General features: G+C 57.7%; 11 protein-coding genes, 1 rRNA gene, 28 pseudogenes and 2 other annotated features. Of the genes and pseudogenes, 21 read left to right on the top strand and 19 right to left on the bottom strand.

Features of this window, described 5'->3' with window-relative positions; translation table 11 throughout:
• Window positions 1-342, top strand: a 342-nt coding sequence (locus H0485_RS21605; RefSeq protein WP_226937892.1) for a hypothetical protein, incomplete at its 5' end; no start/stop codon positions are given.
• Between the two features lie 169 nt (window positions 343-511).
• Here the strand turns inward: H0485_RS21605 and H0485_RS21600 are convergent.
• The 3 pseudogenes from H0485_RS21600 to H0485_RS21975 all read right to left on the bottom strand — a co-directional run.
• Window positions 512-640, bottom strand: a pseudogene (locus tag H0485_RS21600) (helix-turn-helix domain-containing protein); the annotation flags it as partial.
• Between the two features lie 4 nt (window positions 641-644).
• Window positions 645-827: pseudogene (locus H0485_RS21595) on the bottom strand (transposase); the annotation flags it as partial.
• Window positions 796-897: pseudogene (locus H0485_RS21975) on the bottom strand (IS6 family transposase); the annotation flags it as partial. The pseudogenes H0485_RS21975 and H0485_RS21595, both read right to left, overlap by 32 nt.
• Before the next feature lie 83 nt (window positions 898-980).
• Between H0485_RS21975 and H0485_RS21585 the strand changes: the two are divergent.
• Window positions 981-1,157 (top strand): annotated as a pseudogene (locus H0485_RS21585) (helix-turn-helix domain-containing protein); the annotation flags it as partial.
• Window positions 1,158-1,352: 195 nt separating this feature from the next.
• Window positions 1,353-1,607, top strand: a pseudogene (locus H0485_RS21580) (helix-turn-helix domain-containing protein); the annotation flags it as partial.
• Between the two features lie 116 nt (window positions 1,608-1,723).
• On the opposite strand, the pseudogene H0485_RS22105 reads toward H0485_RS21580, so the two are convergent.
• A pseudogene (locus H0485_RS22105) lies at window positions 1,724-1,912 on the bottom strand (transposase); the annotation flags it as partial.
• On the opposite strand from H0485_RS22105, the pseudogene H0485_RS21570 reads away from it, so the two are divergent.
• A pseudogene (locus tag H0485_RS21570) lies at window positions 1,856-1,972 on the top strand (IS5/IS1182 family transposase); the annotation flags it as partial. The pseudogenes H0485_RS22105 and H0485_RS21570 overlap by 57 nt on opposite strands.
• A 275-nt stretch (window positions 1,973-2,247) precedes the next feature.
• Here the strand turns inward: H0485_RS21570 and H0485_RS21565 are convergent.
• From H0485_RS21565 to H0485_RS21555, 3 genes and pseudogenes are all read right to left on the bottom strand, one after another.
• Window positions 2,248-2,361 (bottom strand): transposase domain-containing protein, encoded by a 114-nt coding sequence (locus H0485_RS21565; protein ID WP_435531532.1) that lies wholly within the window; start codon window positions 2,359-2,361, stop codon window positions 2,248-2,250.
• Between the two features lie 169 nt (window positions 2,362-2,530).
• Window positions 2,531-2,602: pseudogene (locus H0485_RS21560) on the bottom strand (IS6 family transposase); the annotation flags it as partial.
• A gap of 5 nt (window positions 2,603-2,607) precedes the next feature.
• A pseudogene (locus H0485_RS21555) lies at window positions 2,608-2,727 on the bottom strand (IS5/IS1182 family transposase); the annotation flags it as partial.
• Between the two features lie 213 nt (window positions 2,728-2,940).
• On the opposite strand from H0485_RS21555, the gene H0485_RS22100 reads away from it, so the two are divergent.
• Window positions 2,941-3,309: a transposase gene (locus H0485_RS22100; RefSeq protein WP_435531531.1), complete on the top strand. Its 369-nt coding sequence runs from the start codon at window positions 2,941-2,943 to the stop codon at window positions 3,307-3,309.
• Here H0485_RS22100 and H0485_RS21765 read toward each other — a convergent pair.
• Entirely contained in the window at window positions 3,293-3,421 is a 129-nt protein-coding gene (locus tag H0485_RS21765) for a hypothetical protein (RefSeq protein ID WP_255613898.1), read from the bottom strand. The genes H0485_RS22100 and H0485_RS21765 overlap by 17 nt on opposite strands.
• Window positions 3,422-3,611: 190 nt before the next feature.
• On the opposite strand from H0485_RS21765, the pseudogene H0485_RS22140 reads away from it, so the two are divergent.
• From H0485_RS22140 to H0485_RS21535, 3 genes and pseudogenes are all read left to right on the top strand, one after another.
• Window positions 3,612-3,737, top strand: a pseudogene (locus H0485_RS22140) (transposase); the annotation flags it as partial.
• Between the two features lie 246 nt (window positions 3,738-3,983).
• Window positions 3,984-4,112: pseudogene (locus H0485_RS21540) on the top strand (SMC-Scp complex subunit ScpB); the annotation flags it as partial.
• Between the two features lie 89 nt (window positions 4,113-4,201).
• A complete protein-coding gene (locus H0485_RS21535) occupies window positions 4,202-4,450 on the top strand; it encodes a hypothetical protein (RefSeq protein WP_226937897.1) in 249 nt (82 codons plus the stop codon).
• A gap of 45 nt (window positions 4,451-4,495) precedes the next feature.
• Here the strand turns inward: H0485_RS21535 and H0485_RS21530 are convergent.
• Both H0485_RS21530 and H0485_RS22095 read right to left on the bottom strand, forming a co-directional pair.
• Window positions 4,496-4,606, bottom strand: a pseudogene (locus H0485_RS21530) (IS6 family transposase); the annotation flags it as partial.
• Between the two features lie 268 nt (window positions 4,607-4,874).
• Window positions 4,875-4,952, bottom strand: a pseudogene (locus tag H0485_RS22095) (IS6 family transposase); the annotation flags it as partial.
• A gap of 50 nt (window positions 4,953-5,002) precedes the next feature.
• Here H0485_RS22095 and H0485_RS21520 point away from each other — a divergent pair.
• Window positions 5,003-5,137 (top strand): annotated as a pseudogene (locus H0485_RS21520) (helix-turn-helix domain-containing protein); the annotation flags it as partial.
• Between the two features lie 113 nt (window positions 5,138-5,250).
• A pseudogene (locus H0485_RS21515) lies at window positions 5,251-5,379 on the top strand (helix-turn-helix domain-containing protein); the annotation flags it as partial.
• Here the strand turns inward: H0485_RS21515 and H0485_RS21510 are convergent.
• Both H0485_RS21510 and H0485_RS21505 read right to left on the bottom strand, forming a co-directional pair.
• Window positions 5,363-5,506 (bottom strand): annotated as a pseudogene (locus H0485_RS21510) (IS6 family transposase); the annotation flags it as partial. The pseudogenes H0485_RS21515 and H0485_RS21510 overlap by 17 nt on opposite strands.
• 559 nt (window positions 5,507-6,065) lie before the next feature.
• Complete coding sequence (locus tag H0485_RS21505; protein WP_226937895.1) at window positions 6,066-6,341, bottom strand: hypothetical protein; 276 nt, start codon at window positions 6,339-6,341, stop codon at window positions 6,066-6,068.
• Window positions 6,342-6,395: 54 nt separating this feature from the next.
• Here H0485_RS21505 and H0485_RS21500 point away from each other — a divergent pair.
• The 3 genes and pseudogenes from H0485_RS21500 to H0485_RS22085 form a co-directional block, all read left to right on the top strand.
• A pseudogene (locus tag H0485_RS21500) lies at window positions 6,396-6,533 on the top strand (IS3 family transposase); the annotation flags it as partial.
• A complete protein-coding gene (locus tag H0485_RS22090) occupies window positions 6,532-6,762 on the top strand; it encodes a transposase domain-containing protein (RefSeq protein WP_435531534.1) in 231 nt (76 codons plus the stop codon). The pseudogene H0485_RS21500 and the gene H0485_RS22090, both read left to right, overlap by 2 nt.
• A gap of 195 nt (window positions 6,763-6,957) precedes the next feature.
• Window positions 6,958-7,107: pseudogene (locus H0485_RS22085) on the top strand (DUF6950 family protein); the annotation flags it as partial.
• On the opposite strand, the gene H0485_RS21490 reads toward H0485_RS22085, so the two are convergent.
• Both H0485_RS21490 and H0485_RS21485 read right to left on the bottom strand, forming a co-directional pair.
• A complete protein-coding gene (locus H0485_RS21490; protein ID WP_435531533.1) occupies window positions 7,053-7,364 on the bottom strand; it encodes an HAD family hydrolase in 312 nt (103 codons plus the stop codon). The pseudogene H0485_RS22085 and the gene H0485_RS21490 overlap by 55 nt on opposite strands.
• A gap of 292 nt (window positions 7,365-7,656) precedes the next feature.
• Window positions 7,657-7,923: pseudogene (locus tag H0485_RS21485) on the bottom strand (VIT1/CCC1 transporter family protein); the annotation flags it as partial.
• Between H0485_RS21485 and H0485_RS21480 the strand changes: the two are divergent.
• A pseudogene (locus tag H0485_RS21480) lies at window positions 7,917-8,180 on the top strand (DDE-type integrase/transposase/recombinase); the annotation flags it as partial. The pseudogenes H0485_RS21485 and H0485_RS21480 overlap by 7 nt on opposite strands.
• Before the next feature lie 292 nt (window positions 8,181-8,472).
• On the opposite strand, the gene H0485_RS21470 reads toward H0485_RS21480, so the two are convergent.
• A complete protein-coding gene (locus H0485_RS21470) occupies window positions 8,473-8,703 on the bottom strand; it encodes an SMC-Scp complex subunit ScpB (RefSeq protein WP_354002477.1) in 231 nt (76 codons plus the stop codon).
• On the opposite strand from H0485_RS21470, the pseudogene H0485_RS21465 reads away from it, so the two are divergent.
• Window positions 8,702-8,941, top strand: a pseudogene (locus H0485_RS21465) (VIT1/CCC1 transporter family protein); the annotation flags it as partial. The gene H0485_RS21470 and the pseudogene H0485_RS21465 sit on opposite strands and share 2 nt — an antisense overlap.
• Window positions 8,942-9,192: 251 nt before the next feature.
• Here H0485_RS21465 and H0485_RS21460 read toward each other — a convergent pair.
• Together H0485_RS21460 and H0485_RS21455 are read right to left on the bottom strand one after the other, a co-directional pair.
• Window positions 9,193-9,456, bottom strand: a pseudogene (locus tag H0485_RS21460) (GTP-binding protein); the annotation flags it as partial.
• Between the two features lie 93 nt (window positions 9,457-9,549).
• Window positions 9,550-9,702 (bottom strand): annotated as a pseudogene (locus H0485_RS21455) (Lrp/AsnC family transcriptional regulator); the annotation flags it as partial.
• Window positions 9,703-9,960: 258 nt separating this feature from the next.
• Window positions 9,961-10,243, top strand: a sequence feature (23S ribosomal RNA rRNA prediction is too short).
• Between the two features lie 327 nt (window positions 10,244-10,570).
• On the opposite strand from H0485_RS21455, the gene H0485_RS21450 reads away from it, so the two are divergent.
• The gene (locus H0485_RS21450) at window positions 10,571-10,948 is read left to right on the top strand and encodes an SMC-Scp complex subunit ScpB (RefSeq protein ID WP_226937893.1); all 378 of its coding nucleotides are present in this window, start codon (window positions 10,571-10,573) and stop codon (window positions 10,946-10,948) included.
• 60 nt (window positions 10,949-11,008) lie between these two features.
• Window positions 11,009-11,250: a sequence feature (23S ribosomal RNA rRNA prediction is too short), on the bottom strand.
• Window positions 11,238-11,450: pseudogene (locus H0485_RS21445) on the top strand (DDE-type integrase/transposase/recombinase); the annotation flags it as partial. Its footprint overlaps the feature before it by 13 nt.
• A 37-nt stretch (window positions 11,451-11,487) precedes the next feature.
• Here H0485_RS21445 and H0485_RS21440 read toward each other — a convergent pair.
• Together H0485_RS21440 and rrf are read right to left on the bottom strand one after the other, a co-directional pair.
• Window positions 11,488-11,739: pseudogene (locus H0485_RS21440) on the bottom strand (transposase); the annotation flags it as partial.
• Window positions 11,730-11,837 (bottom strand): 5S ribosomal RNA (rrf, locus tag H0485_RS22080). The gene rrf and the pseudogene H0485_RS21440, both read right to left, overlap by 10 nt.
• Before the next feature lie 433 nt (window positions 11,838-12,270).
• Here rrf and H0485_RS21435 point away from each other — a divergent pair.
• The 4 genes and pseudogenes from H0485_RS21435 to H0485_RS21420 form a co-directional block, all read left to right on the top strand.
• A pseudogene (locus H0485_RS21435) lies at window positions 12,271-12,402 on the top strand (IS3 family transposase); the annotation flags it as partial.
• Window positions 12,403-12,409: 7 nt separating this feature from the next.
• Window positions 12,410-12,538 (top strand): annotated as a pseudogene (locus tag H0485_RS21430) (transposase domain-containing protein); the annotation flags it as partial.
• A gap of 172 nt (window positions 12,539-12,710) precedes the next feature.
• Window positions 12,711-12,836: pseudogene (locus tag H0485_RS22075) on the top strand (ATP-binding protein); the annotation flags it as partial.
• A gap of 246 nt (window positions 12,837-13,082) precedes the next feature.
• Window positions 13,083-13,418, top strand: coding sequence for a hypothetical protein (locus H0485_RS21420; protein ID WP_226937890.1), 336 nt, complete (start codon window positions 13,083-13,085; stop codon window positions 13,416-13,418).
• Window positions 13,419-13,748: the final 330 nt, after the last annotated feature.

Below are 13,748 nucleotides of genomic sequence, written 5' to 3'. Positions count from 1 at the left end.
AAAAAAAAAAAAAAAAAAAAAAAAAAAAAAAAAAAAAAAAAAAAAAAAAAAAAAAAAAAAAAAAAAAAAAAAAAAAAAAAAAAAAAAAAAAAAAAAAAAAAAAAAAAAAAAAAAAAAAAAAAAAAAAAAAAAAATCCTCGGGGCGCTCAACGCCCTTCAGCAGCTCATCCAGTAGTTCCTTGGAGATCGTCATGCATGCTTCCTTTCGATGAAGCATGGACCGGATCACTCATACACAAAAGACAGGACACTCTCATGGCAGTGTCGCAAAGTTTCTGGTTTCTTCGACGACCTTTGATATGCCATTGTTTTCGGGCAGTTGGGGAGAGGCTCGGGGCGTGATCGAGTTCAAGGGCGTGCATTATCCGAAGTCGGTGATCCTTTCCCCCCCCCCCCCCCCCCCCCCCCCCCCCCCCCCCCCCCCCCCCCCCCCCCCCCCCCCCCCCCCCCCCCCCCCCCCCCCCCCCCCCCCCCCCCCCCCCCCCCCCCCCCCCCCCCCCCCCCCCCCCCCCGCCAGCGCCAAGATCCGATCCCGCACCGCATCGGGGATGCGGTTCCAGACCCGGGAAGGGGAAGATGGCCTGTCCTCCAACCCCTCGGGCCCATGTTCAACGAAGCGGTCATACCACCGGTAAAACGTGGTGGGCATCGCTGTAGGTCTGCTGGCGGCCACGCCTGCCTGTCGGCGCAGCGTCCCAGCTCATCTCGGGGTCGAACCAGATCGTCAGCGAACCCCGGCGCTTGAGCGCATCGTTATAGGCTGGCCAGTTCCTGGTCCTGTAGGTCGTCTGCTGGAATTTCCTCAAGATCACGGTAGGAGACGGCATAGCGAACATAGAAGAACACCGCGTAAAGGATCACCGACTTCGGATAATGCACGCCCTTGAACTCGATCACGCCCCGAGCCTCTCCCCAACTGCCCGAAAACAATGGCATATCAAAGGTCGTCGAAGAAACCAGAAACTTTGCGACACTGCCCGTTTTACCGGTGGTATGACCGCTTCGTTGAACATGGGCCCGAGGGGTTGGAGGACAGGCCATCTTCCCCTTCCCGGGTCTGGAACCGCATCCCCGATGCGGTGCGGGATCGGATCTTGGCGCTGGCGTTTGAGGAGCCTGAGCTGTCGCCGCGCGAACTGGCGGTCCGGTTCACTGATACAGAATAGATACCGGCTCACCGAAACGGAACGCAGACGGAGACGGCGGCGGGAGGTTGAGGGAGGCGGCGGAAGCTGCCGGAACGACATTCTGACAAGGTTGCGGATCAGCCAGAGTACTGGCGGGTTTGTATTTTTTTGTCTCTGCTCTTTGACATTGATGGAAATGAAGGGATATGTGGGCGGTTTGGGCGCAAGCCATCTTCCCCTTCCCGGGTCTGGAACCGCATCCCCGATGCGGTGCGGGATCGGATCTTGGCGCTGGCGTTTGAGGAGCCTGAGCTGTCGCCGCGCGAACTGGCGGTCCGGTTCACTGATACAGAAAAGTATTTTGTCTCAGAGGCTTATATCTACCGGCTGCTCAAATCGCACGACCTCATCACCAGCCCGGCCTACATCGTCATCAAGGCGGCCGATGAGTTCAAAGACAAGACCACGGCGCCGCAACGTCCGGGAATGGTTTGCCGCCCGCAACCAGTTCGCCATAATGTTCGGCGAGCGCTTCGCCGCTTGAGTATCTGAAACCGCATGGACCGGCCCAGATACACAGACTTCAGGACAGTCCCAGATTGCTGCGTCATTGGCGCAAGTCCGGCTAAGGCGGTGATCTTCTTGCTCTCGAGATATCCCAGCTCCGGCATGTCGATCAGCATGGTGGTCGCGGTCAGGCGACCGATCCCCGGAATGGTCAGTTTGGCATGACTTATCCATCGAAGCCCCGTTACAAGACAAGCAACTGGCGTGCCTACAACCATTCCCTGAAGCAACGGGGTTCGCTGACCGTCTGGCTTGATGCGGACATGGAGTGGGAAGCTCGAGAGTGTCCTGTCTTTTGTGTATGAGTGATCCGGTCCATGCTTCATCGAAAGGAAGCATGCATGACGATCTCCAAGGAACTACTGGATGAGCTGCTGAAGGGCGTTGAGCGCCCCGAGGATTTTTTCAGGCTCATAACCTGAAGGTCACAGGTTCAAATCCTGTCCCCGCAACCAAAAACAATACTATCAAAGATATGCGCAGCGTCCTTCGGGGCGCTTATCGCATTCATGTATCGACCCATCTGAACCTGCGTAACTGTCCGGTCTGACCGCTATCCGTTCCAGCGCCATGGGAGCAGGTCATCGACCTTGGTGATCTTGTAATCCGGGATGCCGGCGAGAGTGTCTGCGAGCCAGGCGTGTGGATCGACGGCGAACGGCGACATCACCCCCTGCCCGGACGCGCTCGGGGCCGCTCAGCGTCACCTCTCCTTCGGCCACTTCCACCGGCGTGCGCGCGAGGACACGGCCACCGTTTTCAAGTTGCAGGCGCACCTCATAGGGTTGTGTCGCAAATTTCCGAACAGGCTGAAAGGATCTGATCGCTGGACATAGTTATGCCGCGAGCCCCGCAAAGATCTGGAACGCCGAGGCACCGTTAGCCGGGATCTGTGCCTTGCGGATCATCATGTTCGCAAGGCTTCATTACGCGCTTTTGCTCCATCACTGGATGGTTTCCAAAAGCGAGCATTCTTGCGCGGCGGAATGACTGCCGTGGCCCCTCTGGCGGCGATGGCATCGTGACAGGCGCGCGGGGACTGTCCTGAAGTCTGTGTATCTGGGCCGGTCCATGCGGTTTCAGATACTCAAGCGGCGAAGCGCTCGCCGAACATTATGGCGAACTGGTTGCGGGCGGCAAACCATTCCCGGACGTTGCGAAAAAATCCTCGGGGCGCTCAACGCCCTTCAGCAGCTCATCCAGTAGTTCCTTGGAGATCGTCATGCATGCTTCCTTTCGATGAAGCATGGACCGGATCACTCATACACAAAAGACAGGACACTCTCAGCAATCTGGCAAGTGGCAGGGCAAGGAACGGATTACCGGCGGACGGGCATCAATACGGCGCGCGATCTATATGCCGGCACTTGTCGCCATCCGCTTCAACCGGGACCTCCACGACAAGTATCAGCCGCTGAAGCGATCGCATCAGCATGTTGCTTTCGGTGCCGTTGTCGAAGATGACGCGCAAGCGCGCATCAGTTCGGCCTTGGTCGGTCAGGGTCTGTTCGCCCATCTCGGCGACATATGCCTTTTGACGGCATTGCCAAGTTATTTTCACCTGGTGTGTTGCAGTCTGTTTGAAGCCGGTCACGCGGTCATCTCGCGGGCATAGTCGTCCCAGAGGCTGAACGCATCTGCCCTTGCATGACGATAGGAGTTGGAAAATCCTCGGGGCGCTCAACGCCCTTCAGCAGCTCATCCAGTAGTTCCTTGGAGATCGTCATGCATGCTTCCTTTCGATGAAGCATGGACCGGATCACTCATACACAAAAGACAGGACACTCTCGGATTGACAGCCGCAAACCAGAACGCCTATGGTCCCTGCCCATAGCCTCATGCCGATGTCACTCTCCGCAAAGCGGACAGATGCTCGAGCGGGTGGGCGGCGGGGATGGGTTTAACGCCTGTCTGACCCGGGGCTGGGGGAGACCCAGAATGAGATACCCCGCCGCTGAAAAGCTCGAAATCATCCGGCTGGTGGAGCAGTCGCATCTGTCAGTCAGGCGCACCTTGGCCAAGATCGGCATCCCACCCACCACGAGAGTGTCCTGTCTTTTGTGTATGAGTGATCCGGTCCATGCTTCATCGAAAGGAAGCATGCATGACGATCTCCAAGGAACTACTGGATGAGCTGCTGAAGGGCGTTGAGCGCCCCGAGGATTTTTAAGGATCACCGACTTCGGATAATGCACGCCCTTGAACTCGATCACGCCCCGAGCCTCTCCCCAACTGCCCGAAAACAATGGCATATCAAAGGTCGTCGAAGAAACCAGAAACTTTGCGACACTGCCCGCGGAACTCGCCGATCTGCCACAGGCTTTGCGCTGGCGGGAGTGGATGGCGCGGGTCGAGGCCGTGCTGTTCGCCTCCTCCGAGCCTGTGGGCCGGGAGGTGCTGGCGCGTGTGGTGGGCCGGGACAAAAATCCTCGGGGCGCTCAACGCCCTTCAGCAGCTCATCCAGTAGTTCCTTGGAGATCGTCATGCATGCTTCCTTTCGATGAAGCATGGACCGGATCACTCATACACAAAAGACAGGACACTCTCATACAGAAAAGTATTTTGTCTCAGAGGCTTATATCTACCGGCTGCTCAAATCGCACGACCTCATCACCAGCCCGGCCTACATCGTCATCAAGGCGGCCGATGAGTTCAAAGACAAGACCACGGCGCCGTCGCAACGTCCGGGAATGGTTTGCCGCCCGCAACCAGTTCGCCATAATGTTCGGCGAGCGCTTCGCCGCTTGAGTATCTGAAACCGCATGGACCGGCCCAGATACACAGACTTCAGGACAGTCCCATTTGAAGCGCCCCATTATCTTCTCGCGCTTTCGGGTTGGTCGGTGTGAGCCCTCGATGCGGTTGTTCAGGCCCTTGTGCGCCCGATGGTCGGCGCCGGGAGCCAGGTTCCGGAGCGGCGCAAAATAGGAAAGGACTGGGCGTCTGAGATCGAATTTCTCAATCCCTTTTGTCAGCCCGTTCGCTGTGAGATCTCCTGGAAGGAACTGGCAAGCTTTCGCGGGGATCCGATCGGAAAGCTCGCGGGAGATGGTTGGCAGTGTCGCAAAGTTTCTGGTTTCTTCGACGACCTTTGATATGCCATTGTTTTCGGGCAGTTGGGGAGAGGCTCGGGGCGTGATCGAGTTCAAGGGCGTGCATTATCCGAAGTCGGTGATCCTTGGCCCAGACGGCATAAGCGATGATCTCGCGGGGGAAGCGGAAGCCCTTCAGGCGCGCCAGGGATGATGGCATTTTCATTCGAAATCCTGTAGCAGGGGCTTCACGACACAACAACTTGGCAATGCCCGTTTTACCGGTGGTATGACCGCTTCGTTGAACATGGGCCCGAGGGGTTGGAGGACAGGCCATCTTCCCCTTCCCGGGTCTGGAACCGCATCCCCGATGCGGTGCGGGATCGGATCTTGGCGCTGGCGTCGCAACGTCCGGGAATGGTTTGCCGCCCGCAACCAGTTCGCCATAATGTTCGGCGAGCGCTTCGCCGCTTGAGTATCTGAAACCGCATGGACCGGCCCAGATACACAGACTTCAGGACAGTCCCCCCACCACGTTTTACCGGTGGTATGACCGCTTCGTTGAACATGGGCCCGAGGGGTTGGAGGACAGGCCATCTTCCCCTTCCCGGGTCTGGAACCGCATCCCCGATGCGGTGCGGGATCGGATCTTGGGCTGAACGCATCTGCCCTTGCATGACGATAGGAGTTGGCGGTGAGGCGATAGCGGCGGGGTTTGAAGATAGCGTTGATCTGGTCATGGGCGGCGAGAAACCTCTGCGCCTGTCGTTGAGATTTGAAGGAGAGTGTCCTGTCTTTTGTGTATGAGTGATCCGGTCCATGCTTCATCGAAAGGAAGCATGCATGACGATCTCCAAGGAACTACTGGATGAGCTGCTGAAGGGCGTTGAGCGCCCCGAGGATTTTTTTCAAGGCTGAGGTTGTTGAGCTGACCGCTGATGGTGGCTCTGCGGTCAAATTCGAGATCTTCGGGCGGGAGGCGCTGATCCACTCTTCGGGCGATAATCTCCTGCCGCTCCGAAAGCTGGATTGACGGGACTGTCCTGAAGTCTGTGTATCTGGGCCGGTCCATGCGGTTTCAGATACTCAAGCGGCGAAGCGCTCGCCGAACATTATGGCGAACTGGTTGCGGGCGGCAAACCATTCCCGGACGTTGCGACGGTCGCAACGTCCGGGAATGGTTTGCCGCCCGCAACCAGTTCGCCATAATGTTCGGCGAGCGCTTCGCCGCTTGAGTATCTGAAACCGCATGGACCGGCCCAGATACACAGACTTCAGGACAGTCCCTTCTGTATCAGTGAACCGGACCGCCAGTTCGCGCGGCGACAGCTCAGGCTCCTCAAACGCCAGCGCCAAGATCCGATCCCGCACCGCATCGGGGATGCGGTTCCAGACCCGGGAAGGGGAAGATGGCATCGGCACTGTCACTGCCGCCGCTCCAGCTGATGGTGATGACTTCGCCGGGTTTGCCGGTGGCCGGAGCTTGCAGACCGGCGCCGTCATCCAGCGCCGCATCCGGTGCCAGCACCTCAAGGGGTCCCTGAGCCATGACCCGGTTGCCACGCTCCAGCTGATAGCGAATTTCATAGGCACCGGGCTCTTCCGGGGCCGTCATTCTGCCCTGAGAGGCATCGCCAACACGCGTATAGGCGGCATATTCCCCATCTGCCGCCGCCCTGGCAGCTATGGCGGCAAGCCATCAGTCGTGGTCGGCAACACCCTCGACAGGCAGTTCGACGTCGAAGCGCCAGACTGGGTGTGGGTGACCGACATCACCTACATCCGGACGCAGGAAGCCCGCCTCCATCGCCTGCACCCTGATCGAAACCGCCAAACTCAACGCCGTCGATCCACACGCCTGGCTCGCAGACACTCTCGCCGGCATCCCGGATTACAAGATCACCAAGGTCGATGACCTGCTCCCCGGGCAAGCGCCGCTATGTCGGCAGCTGGGGCTGGAATACCCGCTTTGTGACCATGGTGGTGGAATGCTCCTCGCTGCCTCAGGGGCTTTCCGGCGTCTGGGTCGGGGATGATCGTGGCGAATTCGCACCCGGCATCAATGGCTACATCCGGGGCGCACAGGCCCCCCGCGACACAGGGGCGATCTGGGAAAATCCGGCAAATCCGGCAGGCTTCATCCAGATCGGCGCATCGATGAACAATCACATCGATGATACTGCGCCCTCGGCCTTGCCGCCGGGGCCTATGAGGCGATCACCGGCAAAGACGTGCGTTCGGACTGGTCCCGCTATCGCACCGCCGGTGGCGCGCTTCGGGCGCTTCGCAAGGCGGGCTATGCCTCGCTGGGCGATGCGGTCGCGGCTTATCTGCCGGAGGTCCACCCCTCGCAGGCCCATGTCGGTGACATCGGGCTGATCCCGGCGGATGGCGAGATCGGCGCCGCGCTCTGCGTGGTCGATGCCTCCGGGCTCACCACATCCCGAATGGCGGCGGGGGCAAGCCCCTCGGCCTCTGCCCGGCGCCGGATCGCGGCGGCGATCGGATGCTCGGACTGCGCCCCCAAACCCGAGAGCAGCGCCAGCATGCGCCCCTCGGGGGTCTCTGAGGTGAGGTCGGTGACCTCTGCAACTCCGGTGGTCAGGGTGCCGGTTTTGTCAAAGGAAAAGCTCTTCACTTCTGCCAAGGCTTCAAGCGCCGCGCCACCTTTGAACAACACGCCGCCCCGTGATCCATCGGATTTTCGGCAGTGCACAGCTCGACATCGAGATTGCCGATCGGTTCGGAAGACCCGTAATTCCGCGCGAATGGTTCCTGGTACCGCTCTTCGTGATTGATGAGGCCGTTCAGAAGATCAAGGACGGAACGATCACAAAGTTTCACTATGACCCAGAGAAGGCCAGTCTCGTCCTGCGGCCAGACAAATAAAGCCTACAGACATCTGTCTCCCAAGGCGGCATAAATTCTGAAGTCACATCGCCGGCAAAGGCAGCCTGTAAGGGATTGGCGCTATGCACCTCAGAAAGGCCGAGTTCATCGCGCACATGGGCCCCAAGCGCGTCAGCTTCGGTCAACTCGCGCGCGACAAGCGCTGCCGTCGCGGGCGAGAGACCTCGGCTCTCCCAGATAGAAGCCAGTTCCGCCTCCTCCTCCGCGGGTGTCTCGCGCAGAGCCTGCGCCTCACGGGCGATGTCAGCACCTTCAATATCCGATTGTGAGCTGACCGAGACATATTCCCACCCAAGAGGGTTTTGCTTATCTTGCTGTCGTGATCGACCTCTACTCCCGCCGCGTCGTCGGCTGGTCGATGCAAAGCAGACAAACTACCGACGTCGTGCTTCAGGCGCTCCTCATGGCCGTGTGGCAGCGCAAACCCAAAGCGAAGGTCCTGATCCATTCGGATCAGGGCAGCCAGTTCACAAGCATGGACTGGGGCGCATTCCTACGCGCTCACAATCTTGAACATTCCATGAGCCGCCCCGGAAACTGCCACTTGGAAACATCTCAGCGCGTATGTCTCCTGCCTCTTTGTGAACGAACATGGGGTTTCCATCGTAGCCCTGTTCGCGCAGGATCGCGTTACGCCAGAAAGACATGATCCTGCTTTCATGCTCTGACCAATCCGTGACGTGCCGTGCAAAAACTGGCCCAAGAACTGGATGGTGGCGAATGTCTGCGTAAAAGCGCGCGACCACCACGCCGATTTCTTCGGCGGTAATGTCAAACCTACGCGCATTCATACTTGCCCGTCGGCCTTGAACAGTTAGCGTCCTGAGCAGGCGCAATCATTCCTGCTCAGCGGCGATGGGCATGTCCAGATCGACATCAGCCACCGGTTTCAGCAGTCCGGCATCCTGCAGCGCCTCGATATCCGGAAGATCGCGCAGGGTTTCCAAACCGAACTGAATGAGGAAACCCGGCGTGGTGACATAGGTGTAGGGCGCGCCTGGTTCCGGGCTGCGCGGACCTCGGGCGATCAGGGCCTGGCGGTGCAGCCGTGCGAGCGGGACGGCCATGACCTATCAGTCAGCCCATGAAGAAGTGCATTTCGTCAACCGCAGCGGTTGGTTGCGGGCCGCGGTGCTCGGCGCCAACGATGGGATCGTCTCGATCTCGGCGCTCATCGTGGGGGTGGCGGTCGCCAATCCTTCCGCAGAGGCGGTGTTGATTGCAGGCGCCGCGGGATTGGCCGCCGGGGCGATGTCGATGGCGGCGGGGGAATATGTCTCGGTCAGCTCACAATCGGATATTGAAGGTGAATTCCGCTACACATCGGGCCGCCAAGATCCGATGAATGGCTCTGGCACTCTCTGATGTGAGTTCATAATTCTTATGATGGCCGGGCCACGTTAGAAGCCATGCGCAGAGGAAACACTCGTAACACAGAGGCCGGTGAAAGGGGGCAAGTATGAATGCGCGTAGGTTTGACATTACCGCCGAAGAAATCGGCGTGGTGGTCGCGCGCTTTTACGCAGACATTCGCCACCATCCAGTTCTTGGGCCAGTTTTTGCAGCAGGATGTGCTCGCGGGTCTGCGGCATCGGGCCGTCAGCTGCGTTCACCACGAGGATCGCGCCGTCCATCTGCGCCGCACCGGTGATCATGTTCTTAACATAGTCAGCGTGGCCGGGGCAGTCGACATGGGCGTAGTGACGGTCAGCGGTTTCATATTCAACGTGCGAGGTCGAAATGGTGATGCCGCGTGCACGCTCTTCCGGCGCGCCGTCGATCTGATCGTAGCCTTTGAAGTCACCAAAATATTTGGTGATGACGGTTTCGACATCCTGCCCGGTCAGCCAGACACGGGCGAAGGCCCCGGGCTGAGACCGTCATGCCCATCCCGCCTTCCGCCGGGTCCAGCGCTGAATGACACCAGCTTCTTCTAGCGCCTTGGCACGCCGCAGACAGGGCGAGGGCGAAAGCCCGACCTGGACTGCCAGTTCGACCTTCTGCATCCGACCATCTTTCTGCAATGCGCGCAGAATACGTCGGTCTGTTTCGTCTGGTCTGGTCATGGAAGAGGCCTTAAACGTGGTTCTCTCAAGCGCCTTGGTATACTCTACCTGTCCACCTGTGTCGGTTTAGGGTACGGTCTTATGGAGGGCTATTTCCTGGAACCTCTGAACGGCCTTCCCAATCCGTTAAGGGAAAACAATCTTTGAGATCCGTCACATCCTCCTGGCCAGGGAATATTAACCCTGTTCCCATCGACTACGCCTTTCGGCCTCGCCTTAGGGGCCGGCTTACCCTGCTCAGATTAGCTTTAAGCAGGAACCCTATGAAGGACGTGGTACCCTGCGTTAAGCCATGGGGAGCCGGGAACAGGCTTTGATCCATGGATATCCGAATGGGGAAACCCACCTGAATGTTTGTTGTAATTACCTCTGGTAGCTTACAGCAGGCATAAACAGGTACTAATTACCTGAATACATAGGGTTTTTAGAGCAAACCCGGGGAACTGAAACATCTAAGTACCCGGAGGAAAGGACATCAATAGAGACTCCGTTAGTAGTGGCGAGCGAACGCGGATCAGTGATCCATCGGATTTTCGGCAGTGCACAGCTCGACATCGAGATTGCCGATCGGTTCGGAAGACCCGTAATTCCGCGCGAATGGTTCCTGGTACCGCTCTTCGTGATTGATGAGGCCGTTCAGAAGATTAAGGACGGAACGATCACAAAGTTTCACTATGACCCAGAGAAGGCCAGTCTCGTCCTGCGGCCAGACAAATAAAGCCTACAGACATCTGTCTCCCAAGGCGGCATAAATTCTGAAGTCACATCGCCGGTAGAGCACGCAACCATGTCTGACTATGTCCCCGAATGGGAAATTGCCCATCACTGCACGCTGCCCTATCAATGTTAAAGAACAAAGGGGACCTTGATGACCGATATCAACCTCGACGCGCTTTCGCTGAGCGAACTGAAACAACTGGAAAAGTCAGTCGCCAAGGCGATCACCTCCTTTGAAGATCGCCGCAAAGCCGAGGCCCGCGCCAGGGTCGATGAGTTGGCCCGCGAACTCGGTTATTCGTTCGAGGAACTCGCACGGCTGCACCGCCAGGCCCTGATCGCCCGAGGTCCGCGCAGCCCGGAACCAGGCGCGCCCTACACCTATGTCACCACGCCGGGTTTCCTCATTCAGTTCGGTTTGGAAACCCTGCGCGATCTCCCGGATATCGAGGCGCTGCAGGATGCCGGACTGCTGAAACCGGTGGCTGATGTCGATCTGGACATGCCCATCGCCGCTGAGCAGGAATGATTGCGCCTGCTCAGGACGCTAACTGTTCAAGGCCGACCCTTAAACGTGGTTCTCTCAAGCGCCTTGGTATACTCTACCTGTCCACCTGTGTCGGTTTAGGGTACGGTCTTATGGAGGGCTATTTCCTGGAACCTCTGAACGGCCTTCCCAATCCGTTAAGGGAAGACAATCTTTGAGATCCGTCACATCCTCCTGGCCAGGGAATATTAACCCTGTTCCCATCGACTACGCCTTTCGGCCTCGCCTTAGGGGCCGGCTTACCCTGCTCAGATTAGCTTTAAGCAGGAACCCTGAAATCCGGCAGGTCAAGTACCTCAACAACATTCTTGAGCAGGACCATCGCTTCATCAAGCGGATCACGCGGCCAATGATGGGCTTCAAGGCATTCCATTCGGCCATCGCCACAGTCGCCGGGATCGCGACCGCTCACATGATCCGCAAGGCACAGATCCCGGCTAACGGTGCCTCGGCGTTCCAGATCTTTGCGGGGCTCGCGGCATAACTATGTCCAGCGATCAGATCCTTTCAGCCTGTTCGGAAATTTGCGTTTCAAGGCTGAGATCGGCCACAAGTTCCTTCAGTGCCAAAGCCTCGGCGCGCAGATCCTTCACCTCGCCTGTATTCGCCTGACGGGCCGTATCACCGGCCAGCCGCTTCTTGCCGGCCTCGAGGAATTCCTTCGACCAACTGTAATACAGGCTTTGGGCGATCCCTTCCTTGCGGCACAACTCGGCAATGCTGTCTTCGCCACGAAGGCCGGACAGCACGATCCGGATCTTCTCCTCAGAAGAATGCAACTTGCTTAAGACGCAGTACCATTGGCGTGTTGGCCCTTAACGGCCGAGTTCGGGATGGGATCGGGTGTTTAGCCAGCGCTATGACCACCAAACCGGAACAGAGACAGGCTGCTTTTTTGCAGCTAACATCGATGATTGTTCAAGTTTTCGTACGACTTATGGTGCTTTATATATGACTTGCTGATCGGTTTGGCGTAATGCCTTGCTTTTACCGGATCAAATCAAGCCAATCGGGCAATTAGTACCAGTCAGCTGAATGCAATGAGAGTGACAGCTTCACTAGTTTGTGGGTCACGTTACTTCGGTAACTTGGCACATCAGATTAGATGACTGTTCTTGATCCTTACGGATTAAGACAGATGTGCGAAGGTTCGACGTCAAGGATAGTTCTTCGGAACTTTCAACTTGAGAGTTTGATCCTGGCTCAGAATGAACGCTGGCGGCAGGCCTAACACATGCAAGTCGAACTCATCCTTCGGGATGAGTGGCGGACGGGTGAGTAACACGTGGGAACGTACCCTTTGCCCTGGCAGCTATGGCGGCAAGCCATCAGTCGTGGTCGGCAACACCCTCGACAGGCAGTTCGACGTCGAAGCGCCAGACTGGGTGTGGGTGACCGACATCACCTACATCCGGACGCAGGAAGGCCGTATCCATCGCCTGCACCCTGATCGAAACCACCAAACTCAACGCCGTCGATCCACACGCCTGGCTCGCAGACACTCTCGCCGGCATCCCGGATTACAAGATCACCAAGGTCGATGACCTGCTCCCATGGCGCTGGAACGCATAGCGGTCAGACCGGACAATCCTCGGGGCGCTCAACGCCCTTCAGCAGCTCATCCAGTAGTTCCTTGGAGATCGTCATGCATGCTTCCTTTCGATGAAGCATGGACCGGATCACTCATACACAAAAGACAGGACACTCTCCGACCCTGTTGCGCAAGGCTGCACTTCAGAACAAAGCGCTGGTCAGCGAGATGCTGGAGGCCCGCGATGAGCGCCGCCTGCTGCGCTTCCAGCAGCAGATGGCCGGGTACAAGCTTCTCATCATCGACGAACTCGGCTTCGTCTCCCTGTCGAACACAGGTAATCTGTCAGATCTTCTCTGGGCCTGTAGCCCCTTGCTGGTGCTGGGAGCGTGTAGACGAAACCGCGGTTGAGATGCCAGTTGCCCCCGAAAACCGCCTCAATCGCCTCGACTGCTCCGTTTCGGATGGACAGTTCGCAGTACTGCAGCATGACGTAGAAAGAGGCAGACACATCGGTGTTCCAGCAGTAGAGATCCATCGCTCTCTGGCGATCGCCCGCGGTTTCACGCAGATAAGAGCTGAACCGTGGAGGTGACAGCACGGCCTCAAGATCAAAAATCAACTGGTTCGAACCAGTTGATTTTTGATCTTGAGGCCGTGCTGTCACCTCCACGGTTCAGCTCTTATCTGCGTGAAACCGCGGGCGATCGCCAGAGAGCGATGGATCTCTACTGCTGGAACACCGATGTGTCTGCCGCTTTCTACGTCATGCTGCAGTACTGCGAACTGTCGATCCGAAACGGAGCAGTCGAGGCGATTGAGGCGGTTTTCGGGGGCAACTGGCATCTCAACCGCGGTTTCGTCTACACGCTCCCAGCACCAGCAAGGGGCTACAGGCCCAGAGAAGATCTGACAGATTAGAAGGCGGCCGCCATGCCGAAACTCGCCGCGAGCGTGAGGGGAAGCATGAGGCGTTCTTCAAGACTTACAGGGGCGGTGCTGGGCATAGGAAGCTTCCTGTGTTGACACGCATGCGGCGGGTTCGGCGCATGAGGAGCCGATAATTCATTCCGTCCAACGTCGGCTATGACCCAGATCAATTGCAATGATCCGGTTCACCCTACATTGTTACCGGAAGTTTAAGGAAGTCGATTGCCTCGTCAGCGTTTCAATCCATCGAGCGCGGATGAGCGGTGAAGCTTTGGCGCGGCCTGGAATCTACAGGGTCAGATCGACAGTATGAAATTGGAG

The organism is Pseudogemmobacter faecipullorum (assembly GCF_020539525.1).
Classification (GTDB): domain Bacteria; phylum Pseudomonadota; class Alphaproteobacteria; order Rhodobacterales; family Rhodobacteraceae; genus Pseudogemmobacter; species Pseudogemmobacter faecipullorum.
This window is presented reverse-complemented; position numbering and strand designations above follow the sequence as displayed.